At 66.9% G+C, this 17,453-nt stretch carries 21 protein-coding genes; 14 read left to right on the top strand and 7 right to left on the bottom strand.

Annotation, left to right across the window (positions count from 1 at the left end):
* Nucleotides 1–129: 129 nt before the first annotated feature.
* Complete coding sequence (locus ACI2JO_RS09155) at nt 130–1,026, top strand: HEPN domain-containing protein (RefSeq protein WP_404720402.1); 897 nt, start codon at nt 130–132, stop codon at nt 1,024–1,026.
* 46 nt (nt 1,027–1,072) lie between these two features.
* Here the strand turns inward: ACI2JO_RS09155 and ACI2JO_RS09150 are convergent, their stop codons facing one another.
* The 5 genes from ACI2JO_RS09150 to ACI2JO_RS09130 form a co-directional block, all read right to left on the bottom strand.
* Nucleotides 1,073–1,735: a MobA/MobL family protein gene (locus ACI2JO_RS09150; protein WP_404720401.1), complete on the bottom strand. Its 663-nt coding sequence runs from the start codon at nt 1,733–1,735 to the stop codon at nt 1,073–1,075.
* Nucleotides 1,736–2,012: 277 nt separating this feature from the next.
* Nucleotides 2,013–2,903, bottom strand: coding sequence for a 3'-5' exonuclease (locus ACI2JO_RS09145; RefSeq protein ID WP_404720400.1), 891 nt, complete (start codon nt 2,901–2,903; stop codon nt 2,013–2,015).
* Nucleotides 2,900–3,508, bottom strand: coding sequence for a hypothetical protein (locus tag ACI2JO_RS09140; protein WP_404720399.1), 609 nt, complete (start codon nt 3,506–3,508; stop codon nt 2,900–2,902). The genes ACI2JO_RS09145 and ACI2JO_RS09140 overlap by 4 nt, the downstream gene beginning before the upstream one ends.
* A gap of 87 nt (nt 3,509–3,595) precedes the next feature.
* Nucleotides 3,596–4,363 (bottom strand): hypothetical protein, encoded by a 768-nt coding sequence (locus tag ACI2JO_RS09135; RefSeq protein ID WP_404720398.1) that lies wholly within the window; start codon nt 4,361–4,363, stop codon nt 3,596–3,598.
* A gap of 372 nt (nt 4,364–4,735) precedes the next feature.
* Complete coding sequence (locus ACI2JO_RS09130; RefSeq protein WP_404720397.1) at nt 4,736–5,266, bottom strand: helix-turn-helix domain-containing protein; 531 nt, start codon at nt 5,264–5,266, stop codon at nt 4,736–4,738.
* Nucleotides 5,267–5,450: 184 nt separating this feature from the next.
* Between ACI2JO_RS09130 and ACI2JO_RS09125 the strand changes: the two genes are divergently transcribed.
* From ACI2JO_RS09125 to ACI2JO_RS09115, 3 genes are all read left to right on the top strand, one after another.
* Complete coding sequence (locus tag ACI2JO_RS09125; RefSeq protein ID WP_404720396.1) at nt 5,451–5,963, top strand: hypothetical protein; 513 nt, start codon at nt 5,451–5,453, stop codon at nt 5,961–5,963.
* Nucleotides 5,964–6,474: 511 nt separating this feature from the next.
* Nucleotides 6,475–7,470, top strand: a complete 996-nt coding sequence (locus ACI2JO_RS09120; protein WP_404720395.1) for a DNA/RNA non-specific endonuclease — start codon at nt 6,475–6,477, stop codon at nt 7,468–7,470.
* Between the two features lie 21 nt (nt 7,471–7,491).
* Nucleotides 7,492–7,743 carry a hypothetical protein gene (locus ACI2JO_RS09115; protein WP_404720394.1) on the top strand — a complete coding sequence of 84 codons (252 nt, stop codon included), beginning with the start codon at nt 7,492–7,494 and terminating at the stop codon, nt 7,741–7,743.
* A 154-nt stretch (nt 7,744–7,897) separates the two neighbouring features.
* On the opposite strand, the gene ACI2JO_RS09110 is transcribed toward ACI2JO_RS09115, so the two are convergent.
* Nucleotides 7,898–8,173 carry an excalibur calcium-binding domain-containing protein gene (locus tag ACI2JO_RS09110; RefSeq protein ID WP_404720393.1) on the bottom strand — a complete coding sequence of 92 codons (276 nt, stop codon included), beginning with the start codon at nt 8,171–8,173 and terminating at the stop codon, nt 7,898–7,900.
* Between the two features lie 219 nt (nt 8,174–8,392).
* On the opposite strand from ACI2JO_RS09110, the gene ACI2JO_RS09105 reads away from it, so the two are divergent.
* Genes ACI2JO_RS09105 through ACI2JO_RS09060 form a run of 10 tightly spaced genes read left to right on the top strand, consistent with a single transcriptional unit; the run spans nt 8,393 to nt 16,980 of the window.
* Nucleotides 8,393–8,974: a TerD family protein gene (locus ACI2JO_RS09105; protein WP_404720392.1), complete on the top strand. Its 582-nt coding sequence runs from the start codon at nt 8,393–8,395 to the stop codon at nt 8,972–8,974.
* Nucleotides 8,975–8,992: 18 nt separating this feature from the next.
* Nucleotides 8,993–10,162 (top strand): TerD family protein, encoded by a 1,170-nt coding sequence (locus tag ACI2JO_RS09100; RefSeq protein ID WP_404720391.1) that lies wholly within the window; start codon nt 8,993–8,995, stop codon nt 10,160–10,162.
* A 28-nt stretch (nt 10,163–10,190) separates the two neighbouring features.
* Nucleotides 10,191–11,303, top strand: a complete 1,113-nt coding sequence (locus ACI2JO_RS09095; protein WP_404720390.1) for a DUF475 domain-containing protein — start codon at nt 10,191–10,193, stop codon at nt 11,301–11,303.
* A gap of 15 nt (nt 11,304–11,318) precedes the next feature.
* On the top strand, nt 11,319–11,897 hold the full coding sequence (locus ACI2JO_RS09090) for a TerD family protein (RefSeq protein ID WP_404720389.1): 579 nt from the start codon (nt 11,319–11,321) through the stop codon (nt 11,895–11,897).
* Nucleotides 11,898–11,914: 17 nt separating this feature from the next.
* Entirely contained in the window at nt 11,915–12,490 is a 576-nt protein-coding gene (locus ACI2JO_RS09085) for a TerD family protein (RefSeq protein ID WP_404720388.1), read from the top strand.
* Between the two features lie 19 nt (nt 12,491–12,509).
* On the top strand, nt 12,510–13,136 hold the full coding sequence (locus ACI2JO_RS09080) for a TerD family protein (protein WP_404720387.1): 627 nt from the start codon (nt 12,510–12,512) through the stop codon (nt 13,134–13,136).
* Nucleotides 13,130–14,221 carry a phosphoribosyltransferase domain-containing protein gene (locus ACI2JO_RS09075; protein ID WP_404720386.1) on the top strand — a complete coding sequence of 364 codons (1,092 nt, stop codon included), beginning with the start codon at nt 13,130–13,132 and terminating at the stop codon, nt 14,219–14,221. The genes ACI2JO_RS09080 and ACI2JO_RS09075 overlap by 7 nt, the downstream gene beginning before the upstream one ends.
* Nucleotides 14,218–14,967, top strand: a complete 750-nt coding sequence (locus ACI2JO_RS09070) for a hypothetical protein (RefSeq protein WP_404720385.1) — start codon at nt 14,218–14,220, stop codon at nt 14,965–14,967. The genes ACI2JO_RS09075 and ACI2JO_RS09070 overlap by 4 nt, the downstream gene beginning before the upstream one ends.
* Nucleotides 14,957–16,045, top strand: a complete 1,089-nt coding sequence (locus ACI2JO_RS09065; RefSeq protein WP_404720384.1) for a cysteine protease StiP family protein — start codon at nt 14,957–14,959, stop codon at nt 16,043–16,045. Before ACI2JO_RS09070 ends, ACI2JO_RS09065 begins: the two co-directional genes overlap by 11 nt.
* Nucleotides 16,042–16,980 carry an HpcH/HpaI aldolase/citrate lyase family protein gene (locus tag ACI2JO_RS09060; RefSeq protein WP_404720383.1) on the top strand — a complete coding sequence of 313 codons (939 nt, stop codon included), beginning with the start codon at nt 16,042–16,044 and terminating at the stop codon, nt 16,978–16,980. Before ACI2JO_RS09065 ends, ACI2JO_RS09060 begins: the two co-directional genes overlap by 4 nt.
* Here the strand turns inward: ACI2JO_RS09060 and ACI2JO_RS09055 are convergent.
* Nucleotides 16,977–17,450 carry a hypothetical protein gene (locus ACI2JO_RS09055; protein ID WP_404720382.1) on the bottom strand — a complete coding sequence of 158 codons (474 nt, stop codon included), beginning with the start codon at nt 17,448–17,450 and terminating at the stop codon, nt 16,977–16,979. The genes ACI2JO_RS09060 and ACI2JO_RS09055 overlap by 4 nt on opposite strands.
* Between the last annotated feature and the right edge of the window lie 3 nt (nt 17,451–17,453).

The following is a 17,453-nucleotide window of genomic DNA, read 5'->3' as shown; positions in this document are numbered from 1 at the left end:
CTTTTTTCACCAGCACCCGCTGGATCGCCCTTCCTCTCTCCCTCCTCTCCCAGCCGCAGCGGATGTCGGCGCGTCTGCCGCCGCGCCGGCTGGCATCCGCCGCCTGATCGGCTACGAGTGTCATATCCTATGCGCACCGACCTCGACCATCTGACCGTGGCCAAAGGCCAGGAGCTCGCGCGCGTCCTTTCGATCCTTTTCGACGAGTTCGGCAATGCGCTAGCCGGGCGGAACGCGCCACACGCGAAGACGGCACGCATACTCAAGGTGATCCTGTTCGGCTCCTACGCGCGTGGCGACTGGGTCCTCGATCCCGATGGAGGGTACATCAGCGACTTCGACATCCTTGTGGTGGTGAACAACGAGGAGGCGGCCGACACGACCGAGTATTGGCGCGGCGCCGAGGACCACCTGCTGCGAGAGCTGGAATCCGGTGGACTGGTCCGCACGCCGGTCAACCTCATCGTCCACAGCTTGGCCGACGTGAACAGCAGGCTGAAGCGCGGGCGACCATTCTTCATCGACATCGTGCGCGACGGCATCGCCCTGCACGACACACCCGATTACCCGTTCGATTCGTCGAAGCCGCTGTCGCCGGAAGCGTCGCTTGCCGAAGCACAGGGCTATTTCGATGAATGGTTTGGCTCCGCAGCAGGATTTGCCGACACGGCCTCGTACGCCGCAAGACAGGATCGTCCGAAGGAGGCGGCATTCCAGCTGCATCAAGCGACCGAACGTCTCTACCACTGCACTCTGCTAGTCCTCACCCTGTACAGCCCCAAGAGCCACAAGCTGAACTTTCTGCGGAGCCAGGCCGAGCGGCTCGCACCCGCGCTCATCCCCGCCTGGCCGCGCGATAGCCGGTTCGCCCAGCGCTGCTTCGAGCTGCTGCGCCGCGCCTATGTCGATGCGCGTTACTCGCCGCATTACCGGATCAGCACCGAGGAGCTCGTCTGGCTGATCGAGCGCATCGACGATCTGCAAGGCCTGGTCGAGCAGGTATGCCTGGAGCATCTGCACCGCTGATCGACGAGGGTCGTGCGCGGATGTTTGCCGAGCACGACCGCCCTCCTCAACTGCCGGTAATAGCCGCCCAGGCGTCCGCCATCTTCTGGCGCTGCTTGGTGCTGCCGAGCCACGCGCCGTTCGGCTCGCCGGTGCGCCGGCCGGGCTTCCAGAACCGGTGGGTCAAGAGCGCGTGCAGGTGCGGCTTCTTGACCCAACGCCCGTCCGCATCGGCCAGCGCGTGCACCGCCCAGTCCGCGACCATCCCGTTAGCGACCACCTCGCGGTCGAGAAATTCCAGCGTGAGATCACGCCAGCGCTCGCACGTGCCGTTCGCCGGCAGCCAGCCGATGATGTGGAACGCGACCGGCGCACTCGGGCGATCCACCTGCGCCGCCCGGTCGGCCGCCTCCCACAATGCAAGGCCACCCAATGCATCGCTATCGCAGCCGATCGGTCCCCTCCTACCGAAGTCGACCAGGTCGTTGCCCAGCGCCAGCTTGTCTGCGAGGTCGGGCGTCTGCCCGAACAGGTCCATACCGCGCCGACGAACAATGTACAGCGCGTTGGCGGCGGCGGTCCAGAAGGTGCGGGACTTCGGGTCCGGCACGCCGTCCTTGGGGTGGATCACGGGTGTGATCGCCAGCGGGCTCGCCGGATCGGTGAGGCCGGCGAGCGCCAGGTCCTTGGACGAGGGAACAGCAGGCGCGACGGTGTAGGTGGTCAGCATAGGTCATTCTCCTTGAGGATGAGCCGGACGGTCCGGCAGTTTCGAGCACGCCCACCGCGGAGTTGCGGCAAGCGAGCGGGAAGATTGGTGATGGGGTGGTGGGCAGTGCCGGCGCTCAGCCGTGTTGCGGATGGCGCCGCGCCATGTTGCCTTGCGCAGCGCGGGGCAGCGCCGGCCGTGTTGCGCATGGCAACACGGCATGTCGGGATTCGCACCGCCGGTGGTCAGCACCCGCGGTGGGTTCGGCGACACCGCATGTTGCGATCCGCACCGCGGCCTAGCGGTGGCGTTCGAACCAGGTGATCCGCTCGAGCCGCGGCGTTCGGCATCTCGCCTCCGCCGCGAGCCAGGCGAGCTCGCCCTCCCGAGCGGCTTCGGCGATGTCGATCTGCCAGACCCGCTGGTCAGGAGCCCAGCGATAGCCCCGCAGGCGCAGCCGGTCCTTGGCCTCAAACGCCGCTCCGATGGCGCTCACCCGCATGGTCGGCTTGGACGCCGTGAACAGCATCTCGGCGAACGCGGTGTGCCCGGGCGGCAGCGTTGCCGTCAGCAGCGCCACAAGCGCGTCGACATCGGCATCGGCCCGGTGGCGCACGTTGAACCATCCGGCGGCCTGATCGAGCAGCACACCCAGGCTCCGGCCCTCATAGCCGTGCCCCCGCCAATCGATCTCGGCAAGCGAGCAGGCCCAGGGCTTCGCACGAGCAACGGCCCAGCGCGCCTCCCACCACGCCCGATCGAATCTCGCGTTATGCGCGACGATCAGCACCGCTTCGTCGAGCATCTGCTCGATCGCAGCATCGTGGATCCGCTGTCCGGCCACGTCCCCGTCAGTCAGGCCGGTGAGCCGAATGATCGCGGGCGTGAGCGGCTCGCCCGGATCCTCGAGCCAGCTGCGGGTCTCCCCGACGCCGACGATGCGCGCCTTGGCGTCGAACGCCACCGGTAAGGCGGCGACCTGGATGATCTTGCCCGTCTTCCAGTCCAGGCTGGTCGTCTCGGTATCGACCACGAGCGCGGTCCTCACCTTGCCGATTGGCTCCGGCAGCGCCAGCGACGCGGGCGGCGGCAGCGCGCGCGTGACCCGATAGCCAGGATGGGCGTCGAGCAGCGCCGCCGCACGTTCGAGCTGATCGGCGGAGGGCTGGTACTTCCGCGCCTTCATCATTGCACCGAGCCCGTCATGGCGGCGGCGAGTAGCCCGTGGACAGGCGAGTGGCTGAGCGCGGCACCTAACTGTCCAAGCGCGCGTCGTCGGGCTTGGGAGCCGACCTTGCCCGGCGTGTTGCGCCCGACGTAGATCACCCAGCTTGCCACCGCATTGATCAGTGCGAGGTTCGTGGCGACATCGGTGGTGATCGGGGTCGCAGGGAGCAGCGCCTCCTCGTCGACCGCCATCACCCCGTGCATGAGCGCGATCACCGACAGCGGCGTCGGCGTACCGCGCACCACATCGAGCACGTCGTAGCGGCCCGCCGTGCTGAAGCTCGACGCGAGGTTGTGGACGTAGCCGGCGCTCTGGAGCAGCCGCGACGTGCGACCCAGCCGATAGCCGACCAGCATAGGATCGTCGTCGATCAGCCCATCGACCCAGCGGGTCAGGAGCGGCGCGGAGGTCGGTACATGGACGTGCGGCGCAAAGGCGAGGTCGTCCGGATCGCCGGTCACCTTGAGCGCGGCGACGACACCCGCGCGGGTGCGGGGCACATCGCGGCTCTCGAGGACGCGCGAAGACAGCGCGGCGATCGCCACGGTAGAGGAGAAATCGTGCATGTGGGTATGTCCTGATACGACAAGGCCCCGCCGAAACGGGGCCCTGTCGAGGTACGATGAGAGATGGTGAGGTCGACGCAGCGCGCGTCAGGTGTGGAACAGGCCGTCCTCGAACTGCGCCCAGCTAGCCTGCTCGTCGCCGGCATCGCGCGCCTTGCGATAGTCGCGATAGGTAGACGCGAAGGAGGTCGCCCGCCGGATGGGTCGCGATCTGCCTGCCTGTTGCAGACTGGGGGCATGTGCCTCCCGGTCCTGCATCCAGTCGCGCAAGGGAAGCAAGGTCTCGAAGAAGGCGTCGGGCTCGGCGGATGCGAACGACACCCCGTGCGCCCACAGCATCAGACGCGACACCGCCACTCCGAGCGCGATGTCCATCGCAAGCTCGGGGGTGTGGCGTGTCCAGACCCGCTCGACCTCGGTATCCCGGACCTGCGAGGTCGGAATCTGCAGGCGCCGGCACAGCGCCGCCTCGTTGCCCAGGCTCCCGCCGAACACCTCACCGGGATCGATGGTGTTACCGCCGCGGCACACCGCCGCGAGCCTCGGCTCCGCCCAGTAGCGCCGGGCCATGGCGTCGACGCCGAGCGTGACCCGGTCTGCCGCCGTGATGATCGTCGGCGCGGCTGCGACCAGCGCCTGGTCGATGAGCCAGGGCAGCGGGAACTCCATGTCCCTCGCGTCCGACACCTGGGCTGCGATGATGTCACGGTGACCATCGCCCCGGGCCTGCAACGTGATCACCGCAGCCGCGACCGGCTTTCTCGCCAGTACCGGCTCGCTCGCCGGCATGTCGGCCACGGGCACGCACGCAAGCCCGACCGCCTGGATGACGGCGGGCATATCTGTCTTCTTCATCTGCTGATGCTCCTTCGTGAAGGAGGACCAGGACGCGGCGGCAGCGTTCCTGCCTTTTTTCCGCTGTTCCCTGATCCTCACTCTCACGCGCCAGCGTCTGAAATCCTGTTGGCCGCGGATGCGCGGTCCGCCTTTTCCCGCGATGGCCATAGAGGTGCCGGTCCGCAGATTTTTCGTGGCGGGCGGAGGCGTACGGAGCCGATACATGCATGGTTCGCTCCTTCCTTTGGCAAAATAGATCGTCTGTCGGGTACAGCAGCCAGTTTGCCGGAGTCGCCCGCCACCTCCGAGCTAGGCAGGCCAGCTCATCTCGGTGTCGGCCGTCTGCCGGCATGTCAGCAGCCTTTGCCCCCAGCGATCAAACGCGAGCCTTCAGTCGCGGCTGCCCAACCATTCCACGCGCCGCAACAGAGGATGCTTGAACCGATATCGGCGGTATTCGACCGGCAGTTCTGCATCGCGGGGATCATCTTCGAGAAACTTGCTTCTGGAGCTCTCGCCTCGCTCCAACCTGGACAGCTGCGCAGCGGACATCCCGCAACGGCCCGCCAGGCACTGAAGCGTCCAGCCCTTTGACAGGCGAGCTTTGCGCAGAGCCTGTCCCATGTGGAACCTGTCCTCGCCACGCGGGGATCCGTCGAACCGCTTCGGTGGACGTTCACTCACTCCCGGAACCGCGAAATCACCCCAGTCGATCTCGAGATGCCGCATGAGACCGTAAAGCGTATCGGGCAGCGGCCAGGCGCCATTCTCCATGCGCGAGATCGTCTCGCGAGTGACGCCGACCAGGTCTGCGAGTGTTTGCTGAGACCAGCCTTCGCTGACTCTCTTCTTGCGGATGATCTCTCCGAAGTCGTCGCGGAACGCGGCAAAGCCTTCGGGGAGACGGGACCTGCTCGTCATGGGGTGAGCACAACCTCGATGTGAGGTTGTTGCATATACGCTGGAGCACCAGCCCACAAGCTAGGGGTGAAAAACCAAACCCCCAATCCAAACGACCTTCCGGGTCGAAACTCGGCCGCACGACACGCCCGAGTGCAGCAGGCGCCCGCCCTCAGCCAAGGCCCCTCCGCTCGGAGGGCGCGCCGTGGCTAAGGTCCTGGCGGGCAACCCGCATGTAGCGAGCGTCATTCGGTGGGGTCTCGTTCTTCACCGCTCCGACGCGCAGCCGGCGCAGAATGACAATTGCACTCCGACTGAGGGGCTCGATCAATTTTTTACGATGCAGCGTGTCGCCGACTACCTCTATGGCGTGCTTCAGAAGCATATCGATCTCGGCCGCTACATGATGGTCGAGCCGAGCGCAGGCATGGGCGCCTTCTTCAGGCTGATGCCTCCGGGTAGCCTCGCATACGATCTGGACCCGCGATATCCTGGGGTTCGAACGGCTGATTTCCTCCAAGCCGAACTCCCACGGGATCGAAAAATCCTGATCATGGGCAATCCACCTTTCGGGCGAAGTGCCAGACTGGCGCTAGAGTTCTTCAACCACGCTGCCTGGCAGGCAAAAGTCATTGCGATGATCCTGCCGAAGACGTTCAGGAAGTCCTCGATCATGAGGGACCTGAACCCCGCCTTTCACCTGATCCACGACGAATAGGTCTTAGGCGAAGCATTCGAATTCGCGGGTGAGCCCTGTGCCGTACCAGCGATCTTTCAGATCTGGGAACGTCGCCCTGCCCCACGCTGGCAGCAGCCCGAACGCAGACAGCATGCACATTTCGCATTCACAACGGCGAGCCACGCGCATCTGGCTATCAGGCGCATCGGTGCTCGAGCTGGTAGGATCAGCCGCGATCTCAACCTGAACAAGCACTCGCATTATTTCATCAGGTTTAGCGATCCCAACCGGGTAGAGGAGATCGAAGCCAACCTGAGGCAGGTAGATTTCTCGATGGTTACTCGCAATGCTTCCGGAAGCCCCAGCCTAGCGCAGACGGAGATTGTCTCGCTGTACCAGGATTGGCTCGACTGCCGCTAAGCGCGGCACGCGTAAGGAGATCATCGTTGGCAGGACCACGCCCTGCCCCTTGCCGCCCTCGGCTTCACCAGGATCGATCAAGATCGAAGCTGATCGACCCTGTTCGAGCGTACATGCGAGCGACCATTTCTTGCAGCTCGTCGGCGCGTCGACCGTCGCACCGACCACCATCGACCGTGATCTGGTGACCCAGTTTCGGTCGGTATGCGCCGCTCACTCGAAAGCCGAATCCGGTCGCCCGTTCATGTTGTGGGACAGCCTAGCCGGCGACCAGAGCCCCTTGACACGGGTACCGGTACAACACGACCAGCGCTGCATGTACGCAACCATATCCAAGGTCGGATCGAAGAGCGCTCGTGTCGTGCTCGGCGTGATGGCCACCCTGCTGACTGCCACCTCGGCCTGCTCGGTCGAGACAAGAGCACCGGCGGTCCGCACCTGCACCAGCTTCTACGCCGCCAACACGACGCCGACGCTCATCAACCTCAAGCTGGCCGCGAGCACCCGCCCCCTCTGCTTCCGCGCCTTTGCCCTCCTGCATTCGGGTGTCACCCGGACGCCGCTTTACGTCGCCGAGCACCTCACCCGCAAAACGGTCGAGGCCGCACGGGCCCTCGATACCCGTGACAATCGTTTTCACCCCGAAGACCGTCTGCCGCAGGCCGAACGCGGCGAGCTTGCCGACTATCGCGGTTCCGGCTTCGATCGCGGCCACATGGCGCCATCGGGCGACATGGGCGACGCCCAAGACGATTATGAGAGCTTCAGCCTCGCCAACATCATGCCGCAGGATGGACCGCTGAACCGAAACGGCTGGGCGGACCTCGAAGGCTATGTCCGCGACCTGACCACCAAGCTGGGCGAAACCTATGTCGTCACCGGCCCTGCCTTCGCCGGCGGAAGCCTCAAGCGCTTGAACGGACACGTGCTGGTGCCGAGCCATGTCTGGAAGGCGATCTATGTGCCAGGGCAGGGAGCGGGTGCCTGGATTGTCAGCAACGACCCGAACGCAACGTGGGAGGTGGTGGCGATCGCGACGCTGACCGCCCGCACCGGCATCGACCCCTTCCCCACGCTCGATCCCGCAGCCAAGACCAAGGTTCCGGCGTTCCCCACTTTCGACTGACCAACTTCAAGGATCTGGGCGATGATTAAGCCGTTTGCCGACGATGAAGCCGTGGCCTCGATTGGCGATCTCGCCATCGAGAACGGCACAGGTAAGGTCGCCATCTCGGGCTCGGTCGAGATCACCCGCGACCAGGCCGGGCTTGAGCGTGCCCGTGCGCTGAAGCAACTCGCCGACGATCTTGTGGCGGAGTTGGAGGCCGGCCACGCACCCCAGCAGATCGCGGCTGCCCAGGCAGCATCGGTCGATCAGGTCGCCAACCCGTTCGCCTGAGCGGTCCTGCTGCCGGCTAGAACCAGCTGGCAACCGCAGTCATGGCCGACCACAGGCCTGATGCGAGTCCCAGCAGCGTCAGACTGCCCATCACGGCCATCTCAAGCTCGATGAAGGTCGGCCAGCGCAGCCCCGATCGGGCTACCACTCGCTGCTACTCGCAGCCGACCCCGTCATTGTCGCGGTCGAGCTTGCGGCTGTAGCCGGGCGCTCCCCGCATCACGGGTGCTGCGCCCGCCGCCCGGGCAGCCGCGCAGTTCGCATAATAGACGCTGCCGCCCGAGTTGGATGAGCGACTTGAGGAGCGCGTTCCAGACGTGCGACGCGGCGTGCGCTTGGCCTGTGCACCTTGAGCAAACGGATTATCAGTTGCCTGTGGGGACGTCATCATCACCGGTGCAGCTGCCAGCAGCACGGACAAGAGCAGCATTGAGATCCTCCCTGTTTTTCCGGAAACAGTCTGGCCTGCTACGCAGTTAGCGTCCAGCCTTGCCGTCACAATCACCTTTGGTGGTCGACAACCCGCGGCCACGACCGTTTGCGCACCAGCGGCGAACGGATCAAGGTGCCTCTTGCGGGATTGATCTGAGCGGGCATAAGTGTGGCGCCTAAGTTCATAATATTTCGGTCCGTATCGGGGGGAACTCTCTTGGTCAGTCTGCAAAAAGGCCAAGCTGTAAGGCTCGAGAAGTCGGGCGGTGGGTCGCTGACGCGCGTGGCGATGGGGCTCGGTTGGGACGTGCGCAAAGCTAAGGGGCTGCTCGGCATCTTCGGTGGCGGGGGCGGCGACGTCGATCTGGATGCCTCTTGCCTCACGTTCGATGCCGATCGCCGTCAACTTGACGAGGTTTGGTTCCGCAAGCTCGCAAGCGATGACAGCAGTATCGTTCACAGCGGCGACAATCGCACGGGTGCCGGCGACGGCGACGACGAGACAATCAGCGTCGACCTCGCGCGCCTGCCGGCGAACGTCAGCACGCTGATCTTCACCGTCAACAGCTTCACCGGGGACAGTTTCGACCGGATCGAGAACGCCTACTGCCGCCTAGTCGATTCGACCAACGGCAAGGAGCTCGCGCGCTACGATCTCACCGGATCGGGCTCGCACACCGGTCAGGTCATGGCAAAGTTGGTGCGCGTCGGCGGGGGCTGGGAGATGAAGGCTCTGGGCGAGCGCACCACGGGCCGCACCTTCCAGGACATGATGGGCGCGATCCTCGCGGCGCTCTGACGAACGGGGCATAGCACGATGGACCTGCAACAGGGCGGCAACGCGCCCGTCCCCGCCGACACGCTGACGATCACCTTCGACTGGGCGGAGGCCGGTTGCGACGTCAATGCGGACGTCTCGGCCTATCTGCTGACGTCGGCGGGCAAAGTCCGGGGCGACGTGGATATGGTGTTCTACAACCAGCCCGAAGGCGAAGACGGGGCGGTCCGGTTTGTCGCGGGCGGACGCGGCGGGTTCGAGGTCGACCTGGTGCGCCTACCGGCGGAAATCGAGCGCATTGTCTTCTGCGTCACCATCAACGGTGCGCAGGCGCAGGGTCAAACGCTGGCGTTACTCGACGGCGCGCATATCGGCGTCGCGGCCCGCGGCGGCGGCGGCGACCTGCGGTTCCGCCCGGCGCTCGCCGGGGCGAGTGAGGCGGCGATGACCTTCGGCGAACTGTATCGCCGCAATGGGCAGTGGAAGGTCCGCGCGGTCGGTCAGGGATTCAACGGCGGCCTCGCCCCGCTCGCGCGCTCGTTCGGGATCGACGTCGCCGAGGACGCGTCCGCCGCTTCGCCGCCGCCACCGCCCGCTCCGCCGCCCAGGCCAGTGAGCCTGAGCAAGGTGACGTTGGAGAAGCGCGGCCAGACGGTCAGCCTGGAGAAGCGCGGCGCGAGCTTCGGCGAGATCACGATCAATCTCAATTGGTCACGCGGCCGCAAGGGCCTGTTCGGAGGGGGAAGCGCCATCGATCTCGACCTCGGCTGCCTGTTCGAGCTCGCGGATGGCCGCAAGGGCGTGGTCCAGGCGCTGGGCAACGCGTTCGGCGGGTTTGCGCAGCCGCCGTTCATCGCGCTGTCGGGCGATGATCGCACTGGCGACGTGTCGCAGGGCGAGACGATGCGGGTCAACGGCGCGCAATGGGCGGCGATCCGCCGGCTGGCTGTGTTCGCAAACATCTACGATGGCGTCCCGAACTGGCAGCAGACCGACGGTGTGGTGCTCGTCACCATGCCCGATCAGCCGCCCATCGAGGTCCGAATGAGCGAGGGGCGCAACGATCGCCGACTCTGCGGCATCGTACTGATCGAGAACGACGGCGGCCGCGTTAAGATGACGCGGATCGTGGAGTATGTTCGGGACCAGCGGGTTCTGGACGAGCAGCTCGGCTGGGGGCTACGCTGGGTCACGGGGCGCAAGGACTGAGCCAATCACGGCCGGAACGGGGGCAGAATTGTTCAAATATTATAAGGGTTCGTTGGCGTTCACGGCGATTTGCCTCACGATCGGCGCGTGGCTGGGCTGGACAATCACGCACGACGTGATGGGAACGCTCGGGATTGTCTGGATTGTTCTGGTGCTTGGCGTGCTCGAGGTATCGCTGTCGTTCGACAACGCGGTCGTCAACGCGACCGTGCTGCGCGACATGGAGCCGGTTTGGCGCCGCCGCTTCCTGACCTGGGGCATCATCATTGCTGTATTCGGGATGCGAATTGTCTTCCCGCTGGTCATCGTGGCGATCTCCGCGCAGATCGGGCCTATCGACGCGGTGAAGCTCGCCGCGACCGATCCCGTCACTTACCAGCGCATCATCACCGGCGCGCACATCGGCATCTCGGGTTTCGGCGGTGCGTTCCTCGCGATGGTCGGACTCACCTTCTTCCTTGACGAGGAGAAGGAGTTGCACTGGATCGGCGTGATCGAGCGCCCCTTTTCGGGGCTGTCGCGCGTGTCCGGTCTGGCAATCGGGCTCGTCCTGCTCGCGCTCTACGGCATGTCGCGGGTGATCCCGCCGGCCGAGGCGATGACCTTCATCGCCTCGGGCATCTTCGGGCTGGTCGCCTATATCGCGGTCCAAGCGGTCGGCGCACTGCTCGAAAAGGACGAGAGCGAGGGCGCGAACGCCGGCGCAGCGACAGCGACCGCCGCCAAGGCGGGGCTATCCGCGTTCCTTTACCTCGAGGTGCTCGACGCGTCGTTCTCGTTTGACGGGGTGATCGGCGCGTTCGCGCTGTCGAACAACCTGTTCATCATCGCGCTCGGCCTGGGCATCGGCGCGATGTTCGTCCGCTCGATGACGGTGATGCTGGTCGACCGCGGCACGCTGACCGAATATCGCTTCCTGGAGCACGGCGCTTTCTACGCGATCGTTGCCTTGGCCGCGATCATGCTGCTGTCGGTCCGCTTCGAGATCCCGGAGACAGTGACCGGGCTGATCGGCGCCGGCTTCATCGGGCTGGCGTTCGTCTCTTCATTGCGTGGCGGCGGCGGCGAGGAATCGGCCGAGACGCCCATTGAGGAGGTCGTCGCGGTGGCACCGACCGGCGAACGCCTGAACATCCAGTAGATCGGAGAAAGTATCATGTCGGTCAGCCTGTCCAAGGGCGGCAATGTCAGCCTGTCCAAGGAAGAACCCAATCTCACCCGGATCCTGATTGGCCTGGGCTGGGATACCCGCACCACCGACGGCGCGGACTTCGATCTCGACGCGAGCGCTTTCCTGCTCGCGGCGGGCGACCGGATCCGCGGCGACAACGACTTCATCTTCTACAACAACCTTCGCTCCGGAGACGGCTCGGTCGAGCATACCGGCGACAACCGCACGGGTGAGGGCGACGGCGACGACGAGGCGCTGAAGGTGGACCTCACCCGCGTGCCCGGCGATATCCAGAAGATCGCGGTCGCGGTGACGATCCACGAAGGCGAAACGCGCCGTCAGAGCTTCGGCATGGTCTCCAATGCCTTCATCCGCATCGTAAACGACGTGACGGGCCGGGAGATCTCTCGCTACGACCTGGCCGAGGACGCATCGACCGAGACCGCGATGATTTTCGGCGAAGTTTATCGGCACGGCGGCGAGTGGAAGTTCCGCGCGGTGGGCCAGGGTTACAAGGGCGGTCTGGCGCCGCTCGCGCGCAATTTCGGCGTCAACATCGGCTGATTGGAGAGGATCGGAACATGCCAGTTTCACTCGCGAAGGGCGGCAACGTCAGCCTCAGCAAGGCAGCGCCAGGATTGAGGGCTGTTCGCGTCGGCCTCGGCTGGGACACGCGGATCACCGACGGCAGCGCGTTCGACCTCGACGCAAGCGTGTTCCTGCTGAACGAGGGCGGCAGCGTCCGCTCGGACGCCGACTTCGTGTTCTACAACAACAAGAACGGCGGCAACGGCTCGGTCATTCACCAGGGCGACAACACCACCGGGGAGGGCAGCGGCGACGACGAGGTCGTGGCGGTCACGCTCGATCAGGTGCCCGCCGATGTCGCCAAGCTCAGCTTCGCGGTGACGATCCACGATGCGGACGGCCGCAGACAGAACTTCGGCATGGTCTCGAACGCCTACATCCGTGTCGTCAACGCCGACGGCGGCACCGAGATCGCGCGCTACGACCTATCCGAGGACGCCTCGACCGAGACGGCGATGGTGTTCGGCGATCTCTACCGTCACGGCGGCGAATGGAAATTCAAGGCGATCGGCCAGGGTTTCGCCGGCGGGCTCGGCCCGCTGGCGAAGTCGATGGGCGTCAACATCTGACCGCCGAGTAGCGCCCGCGATGCGCGATCTCGTCGCGGGCGAACGCGCGCCGATCGCCGGTGCGCAGGTGCTCGCGCTCGCTCACGGCGGGGGGAAGCTGCCCACGCTCGCACTGATCGACGTCGGCGCGGATCGGCGCGCATCGCCAGCGTTCCCGCCGATCGATGCGGTGACCCGCGAGCTGCGTCCCGCTGCGGAGTTCGAGGGCGCCGTGCAGCTGCGGCTCGATCTCGCGCGCGTGCCGTTCGAGATCGAACGGCTGCTGCACGTCGCCTTCGAATGCGCCAATCGGCCGATCGGGCACTGCGTCATGATCGCGACCGCGGAGCTGCGCTTCTCGGTCGACCTCGTGGATCGCGCCGACGTGGCGGTGATCCTGGTCGAGTGCTACCGTCACGCGGGCGGGTGGCGGATCGCTGCCTACGGGCAGGGCTTCGCCTCGGGCCTGAGCGCGATCGCGGCGGCGCACGGCTTCGGTCAAGAATGGGAGAACGTCAACTTCGGGACCAAGGACGCGATGATCCTCGGCTTCCTCGATACCTTCGGTATCGAACCGCGGATGGCGCGCGACACCGCGACGATCGGGCGCGCCGCGGTGGTGCGCCAGGCGGGCGAGATGATCGCGCCGATCGCGCGCGAATGCTAACCCTACGCACGGTCGCGCTGCCAACCGGACGGCTCGAGATCGCTGTCGAGGAGGCGTCCTGGTCGCTCGACACGCTCTGCGATTTCGCGGCCCGCGAGAATCCGCGACGGGGCTTCCTGGTGGTGTCGCGCGTGCTCGGCCGCCACCATCCCGTCGCGCCGCAGGTGATGCGGCGGAGCGTGCGCGATCTCGCGGCGCGTGTGCCGGCCGACCTGCCAGGGCCCGTCACCGTCGTCGGCCTCGCCGAGACGGCGGTGTGCCTGGGTCAGACACTGCATGAGGAGATGCGGCTCGCCACCGGTCGCAACGACCTCCATTTCGTCCATTCGACCCGCCAGCAGATCGATCACTCGCTGCTCTGCCGGTTCGAAGAACCGCACAGCCATGCCTCGGCGCATCTGATCTATCGGCCCCACCTGCCCGAGCCGCGGTCGCTGGTGCTGGTCGACGACGAGGTCTCGACCGGCACCACCCTGACGAATCTCGCCGACGCCTTGGTCGCCTGCTGGCCGCGGGTCGAGACGATCGTCGTCGCGGCGCTCACCGACTGGTCCGTCGGGCGCGATTGGATCGCGCGGGTGCCGCGCCCGACCCAGGTCGCCGCGCTGCTCCGCGGCCGTCTCGACTGGACGCAGGCCGAGGCGGCAGCGGAGGATGCGGCATTCGAGCAGGCCGCCGGCTCGCTGGGGCGAATGCCCGAGCATCGCAACTTCGGGCGGCTCGGAATCGCCGCACCGCTGGCGCCGCCGGCGATCACGCCGCTTCCCGAAGTCACCGGTCCGCTCCGCATCGTCGGCACCGGCGAATTCACCTATCTGCCGTTCCGCCTGGCGGAGCGGCTCGCCGCCGAGGGTGCCGATGTGGTGGTGCAGGCGACCAGCCGTAGCCCGGCACGGGTCGGCGCGGCGATGGCGGCCAAGCTGTGCTTCGCCGACAATTACCGCACGGGGGTGCCCAACTACCTCTACAACGCCGATCCCGCCGACGGGCGAGCCACCTGGATCGCACACGAGACGGGGGCGGCGACGATCGACCCCGCGCTGATCGCGGCACTCGACGCGAAGCTGATCGGGTGGGGACCATGACCTGTGCGATCACGCTCGTCGATCTCGACGACACGCTGTTCCAGACGCTGCGCAAATGCCCGCGCGACCAGCCCCTTGCGCGGTTGACCGCGCTCGGCTTCGCCAAGGATGGATCGCCGCTCAGCTACGCGACGCCGCGGCAGATGGCGTTCCTCGGCTGGTTGGCCGAGACGACGCACCTTGTCCCGGTCACCGCCCGCAGCCTCGACGCGCTGCGCCGCGTCCGCATCCCGTTCGCGGCGGCGATCTGCGCGCACGGCGGGGTGATCCTCGACGAGCGCGGCGAGATCGATGCCGGCTGGCAGGCGACGATCGTCGCCCGTGCGGCCGAGCATTCCGAAGCGCTCGCCGGGCTGGTCGCGGCGATCGCGGCGGAGGCGGTCGTCCGGGGCGCCGCCATCAACGCGCGGGTGCTGACGGAGGGTAACGCGCCGCTCTACGCGCTCGCCAAGCACGCCGATGCCGATGCCGAGACGCTGTTCGCGGTCGTCGACGCCGCGATCGGATCGTTGCCGGCCGGCTGGACCGATCATCGCAACGGCAACAACGTCGCGCTGATGCCCCCGTACCTCGGCAAGGCGCACGCGGTGGCGCGCATCCTCCCCGCACTCCGGGCGCGCTTCCCTAACGCGCCGGTGATCGGCGTCGGCGACAGCCGCACCGACGCGCCGTACATGACGTTGTGCGACTTCGCCATGATGCCGACCCGGTCGCAGCTCGCCGCGGGGTTGTTCGATGCCCGCTGAGGCGCCGTTCTCGGGCAGCTACGATCCCGCCGACGTCACCTTCCTGCTCAAGCCGGTGACGATGGCCGCGACCGCCGTCGCCGACAAGGAGGCCGCGATTCAGTCCGGCCGGCGGCATTATTCGGAGATGATCGCGCCGGAGCGACTGCCGGACGCCGCCTACCTGGCGCTCTACCATGCCGCACTTGAGCGGAGCGGCGCGCGGCTGGCTCAGGACGTCGCCAGCCTCGCCGGGCATGTCGCCGCCCGCCGGCCCGGACGCGAACTCGTCCTCGTCTCGCTCGCCCGCGCCGGGACGCCGATCGGCGTGCTGCTCGCGCGGACGTTGCGTGCCCATGGGCACCGCGCGCACCATTATTCGATCAGCATCATACGCGACTGCGGCATCGACCGGGTCGCGCTGGCGTACATCGCCGCGCGCCACGAGCCCGCCGACGTGGTCTTCGTCGACGGCTGGACGGGCAAGGGCGCGATCGCCGGCGAGCTGCGCGCGGCACTGGCAGATCGGCCGTTGGGCTTCGCGCCAGAGTTGGCGGTGATCGCCGATCCTGCTGGGCAGGCGGAGATCGCGGCGACCGACGACGACTATCTGATCGCCTCGGGGCTGCTCAACGGCATTGTGTCAGGGTTGGTGAGCCGCTCGATCCTCAATCCGCAGGTTGTCGGACCGGGCGACTTCCACGCCTGTATCACGTATCCGCAATATGCCGGCGCCGATCTGTCCCGCGCGTTCGTCGATGTGGTCGCGCCGCTCGCCGTCGCGGCGGCCCCACAGTCGATCGCCGGGCATGGATCGCGCCGGGCGGGGCTGAGGCAGAGCTGCGAGGCGATGATGGACGAGTTGCTGGCCTACGCCGAGACGCGGGACCGGAACCGCATCAAACCGGGCATCGCCGAGGCGACTCGGGCGCTGCTGCGGCGCGTGCCCGACCGATTGCTGGTCCGTGACCCGATGGACCCTGACGTTGCCCATCTGCTTCACCTCGCCGCCGTACATGGCGTTCCGGTCGAGCCGCTCGGACGCCGATCGCGCTACCGCGCGGTCGCGATCATCCGCAGCCTGGGCCTCGACGGATGACCGGCCCACCAGTTTCCGCGCTCGCGCTCGGCGCGACGCTCTACGTTCCTTGCACCCGCAACGACCTCGCCGAGGTGCTGCTCGGCCCGCGGCGCATCGCGGGGCTGCGTTCGGCGGTGCTGTGCCTTGAGGATGCGGTGCTCGAGCGCGATCTGCCCGTTGCGCTCGTTCGCCTCGCCGCGCTGCTGCGACGACTGGCCGGACGCGAGCCCGGTTTGTGCGAGCCGCTGCTGTTCGTCCGCCCGCGCGACGCGGCGACCATGGATCACGTGCTGCACATGCCCGGGGCGGAACGGTTGGCGGGGTTCGTCATCGCCAAGGCGCATGCCGAAAGTCTGCCCGCCTACCTCGCGCTGCCGCTCCACGATCGTCACCGGCTAATGCCGGTGCTCGAGACGCGCGAGTCGCTCGACGCGCACGACATCCGGCGGCTGCGCGATCAGTTGCTCGGCGTGCAGGACCGCATCCTGGCGCTGCGGATCGGCGGCAACGACCTGCTCCAGACGATGGGGCTCCGCCGCGCCGCCGGCCGAACCGCCTACGACGGGCCGCTCGCGGGCATCATCGCAAATCTGGTCGCGAGTTTCGCGCCCTGGGACTTCGCGCTCAGCGCCCCGGTGCTCGAGCAATTCGGCGATCTGGCGCTGCTTCGCGAGGAGGTCGCGCGCGACATCGAACACGGCCTGCTGACCAAGACCGCGATCCATCCCGATCAGATCGCGGTCATCCAGTCGGCGCTCGCGGTTCCCGCCGCGCAGCTAGAGGAGGCGAGGCTGGTGCTGGCCGATGACGCGCCAGCGGTGTTCGCGCGCAACGGCGTCATGTGCGAGCCCGCGACCCACCGCGTCTGGGCCGAGCGCCTGCTCGATCGCGCGGCGCTGTTCGGCATCACCAATCCGGACACCGCCGCGTGCCGCCTGGCCGCCAGTGGCTAGGCGAGTGGATCGTCGCTGCCGTAGCGGTGTTCGATGAAACGAAGATTGTCGGCGAAGCTCTCGATGTCGTCCTGCGCCAACGATCGAGAGAGCGTCTCGAGCCGCTCGACCATCCGCTCGATCGCCTGATTGAGGTTGTAGCTCGCCGAGCGTCCTGTTTCCCGGAAGATCTCCGCCCGGTGAGCGGCCGGGATCTCGGCGTAGCTCGCCACCAGCCGAGGCAGGTGCTCGTCGCGCATCTGGCGGACCTCGGTCAGCGCGGAAACGAGCACCGGATCCTCTTGCGTCCGAGCCTCGATGTCGGCGACCAACTGGAGCAGCCGAGCGATCAGCGGACGCGAGGCGTTCGGCAGACGCGGATCATCGGCGAGGACCGACGCCGCCGGGCGGGTCGGCGCGGGGGAAGCGGCGGGCTGGTCGGACGGCGGGCCGCCGATCCAGGTCGCGAATCGATCGAGAAATCCGGACACTCC

The sequence above is a fragment of the Sphingomonas sp. NPDC079357 genome (assembly GCF_044901155.1).
GTDB lineage: Bacteria > Pseudomonadota > Alphaproteobacteria > Sphingomonadales > Sphingomonadaceae > Sphingomonas.
The sequence above is the reverse complement of the archived record's forward strand: the minus strand, read 5'-3'. Positions and strand labels throughout refer to the sequence as shown.

Coding starts and splice junctions, on each gene's coding strand:
- ACI2JO_RS09155 (WP_404720402.1), top strand. CDS start 130: ATGCGCACCGACCTCGACCATCTGACCGTGGCCAAAGGCCAGGAGCTC.
- ACI2JO_RS09150 (WP_404720401.1), bottom strand. CDS start 1,735: ATGCTGACCACCTACACCGTCGCGCCTGCTGTTCCCTCGTCCAAGGAC.
- ACI2JO_RS09145 (WP_404720400.1), bottom strand. CDS start 2,903: ATGATGAAGGCGCGGAAGTACCAGCCCTCCGCCGATCAGCTCGAACGT.
- ACI2JO_RS09140 (WP_404720399.1), bottom strand. CDS start 3,508: ATGCACGATTTCTCCTCTACCGTGGCGATCGCCGCGCTGTCTTCGCGC.
- ACI2JO_RS09135 (WP_404720398.1), bottom strand. CDS start 4,363: ATGAAGAAGACAGATATGCCCGCCGTCATCCAGGCGGTCGGGCTTGCG.
- ACI2JO_RS09130 (WP_404720397.1), bottom strand. CDS start 5,266: ATGACGAGCAGGTCCCGTCTCCCCGAAGGCTTTGCCGCGTTCCGCGAC.
- ACI2JO_RS09115 (WP_404720394.1), top strand. CDS start 7,492: ATGATTAAGCCGTTTGCCGACGATGAAGCCGTGGCCTCGATTGGCGAT.
- ACI2JO_RS09110 (WP_404720393.1), bottom strand. CDS start 8,173: ATGCTGCTCTTGTCCGTGCTGCTGGCAGCTGCACCGGTGATGATGACG.
- ACI2JO_RS09100 (WP_404720391.1), top strand. CDS start 8,993: ATGGACCTGCAACAGGGCGGCAACGCGCCCGTCCCCGCCGACACGCTG.
- ACI2JO_RS09090 (WP_404720389.1), top strand. CDS start 11,319: ATGTCGGTCAGCCTGTCCAAGGGCGGCAATGTCAGCCTGTCCAAGGAA.
- ACI2JO_RS09085 (WP_404720388.1), top strand. CDS start 11,915: ATGCCAGTTTCACTCGCGAAGGGCGGCAACGTCAGCCTCAGCAAGGCA.
- ACI2JO_RS09080 (WP_404720387.1), top strand. CDS start 12,510: ATGCGCGATCTCGTCGCGGGCGAACGCGCGCCGATCGCCGGTGCGCAG.
- ACI2JO_RS09075 (WP_404720386.1), top strand. CDS start 13,130: ATGCTAACCCTACGCACGGTCGCGCTGCCAACCGGACGGCTCGAGATC.
- ACI2JO_RS09070 (WP_404720385.1), top strand. CDS start 14,218: ATGACCTGTGCGATCACGCTCGTCGATCTCGACGACACGCTGTTCCAG.
- ACI2JO_RS09065 (WP_404720384.1), top strand. CDS start 14,957: ATGCCCGCTGAGGCGCCGTTCTCGGGCAGCTACGATCCCGCCGACGTC.
- ACI2JO_RS09060 (WP_404720383.1), top strand. CDS start 16,042: ATGACCGGCCCACCAGTTTCCGCGCTCGCGCTCGGCGCGACGCTCTAC.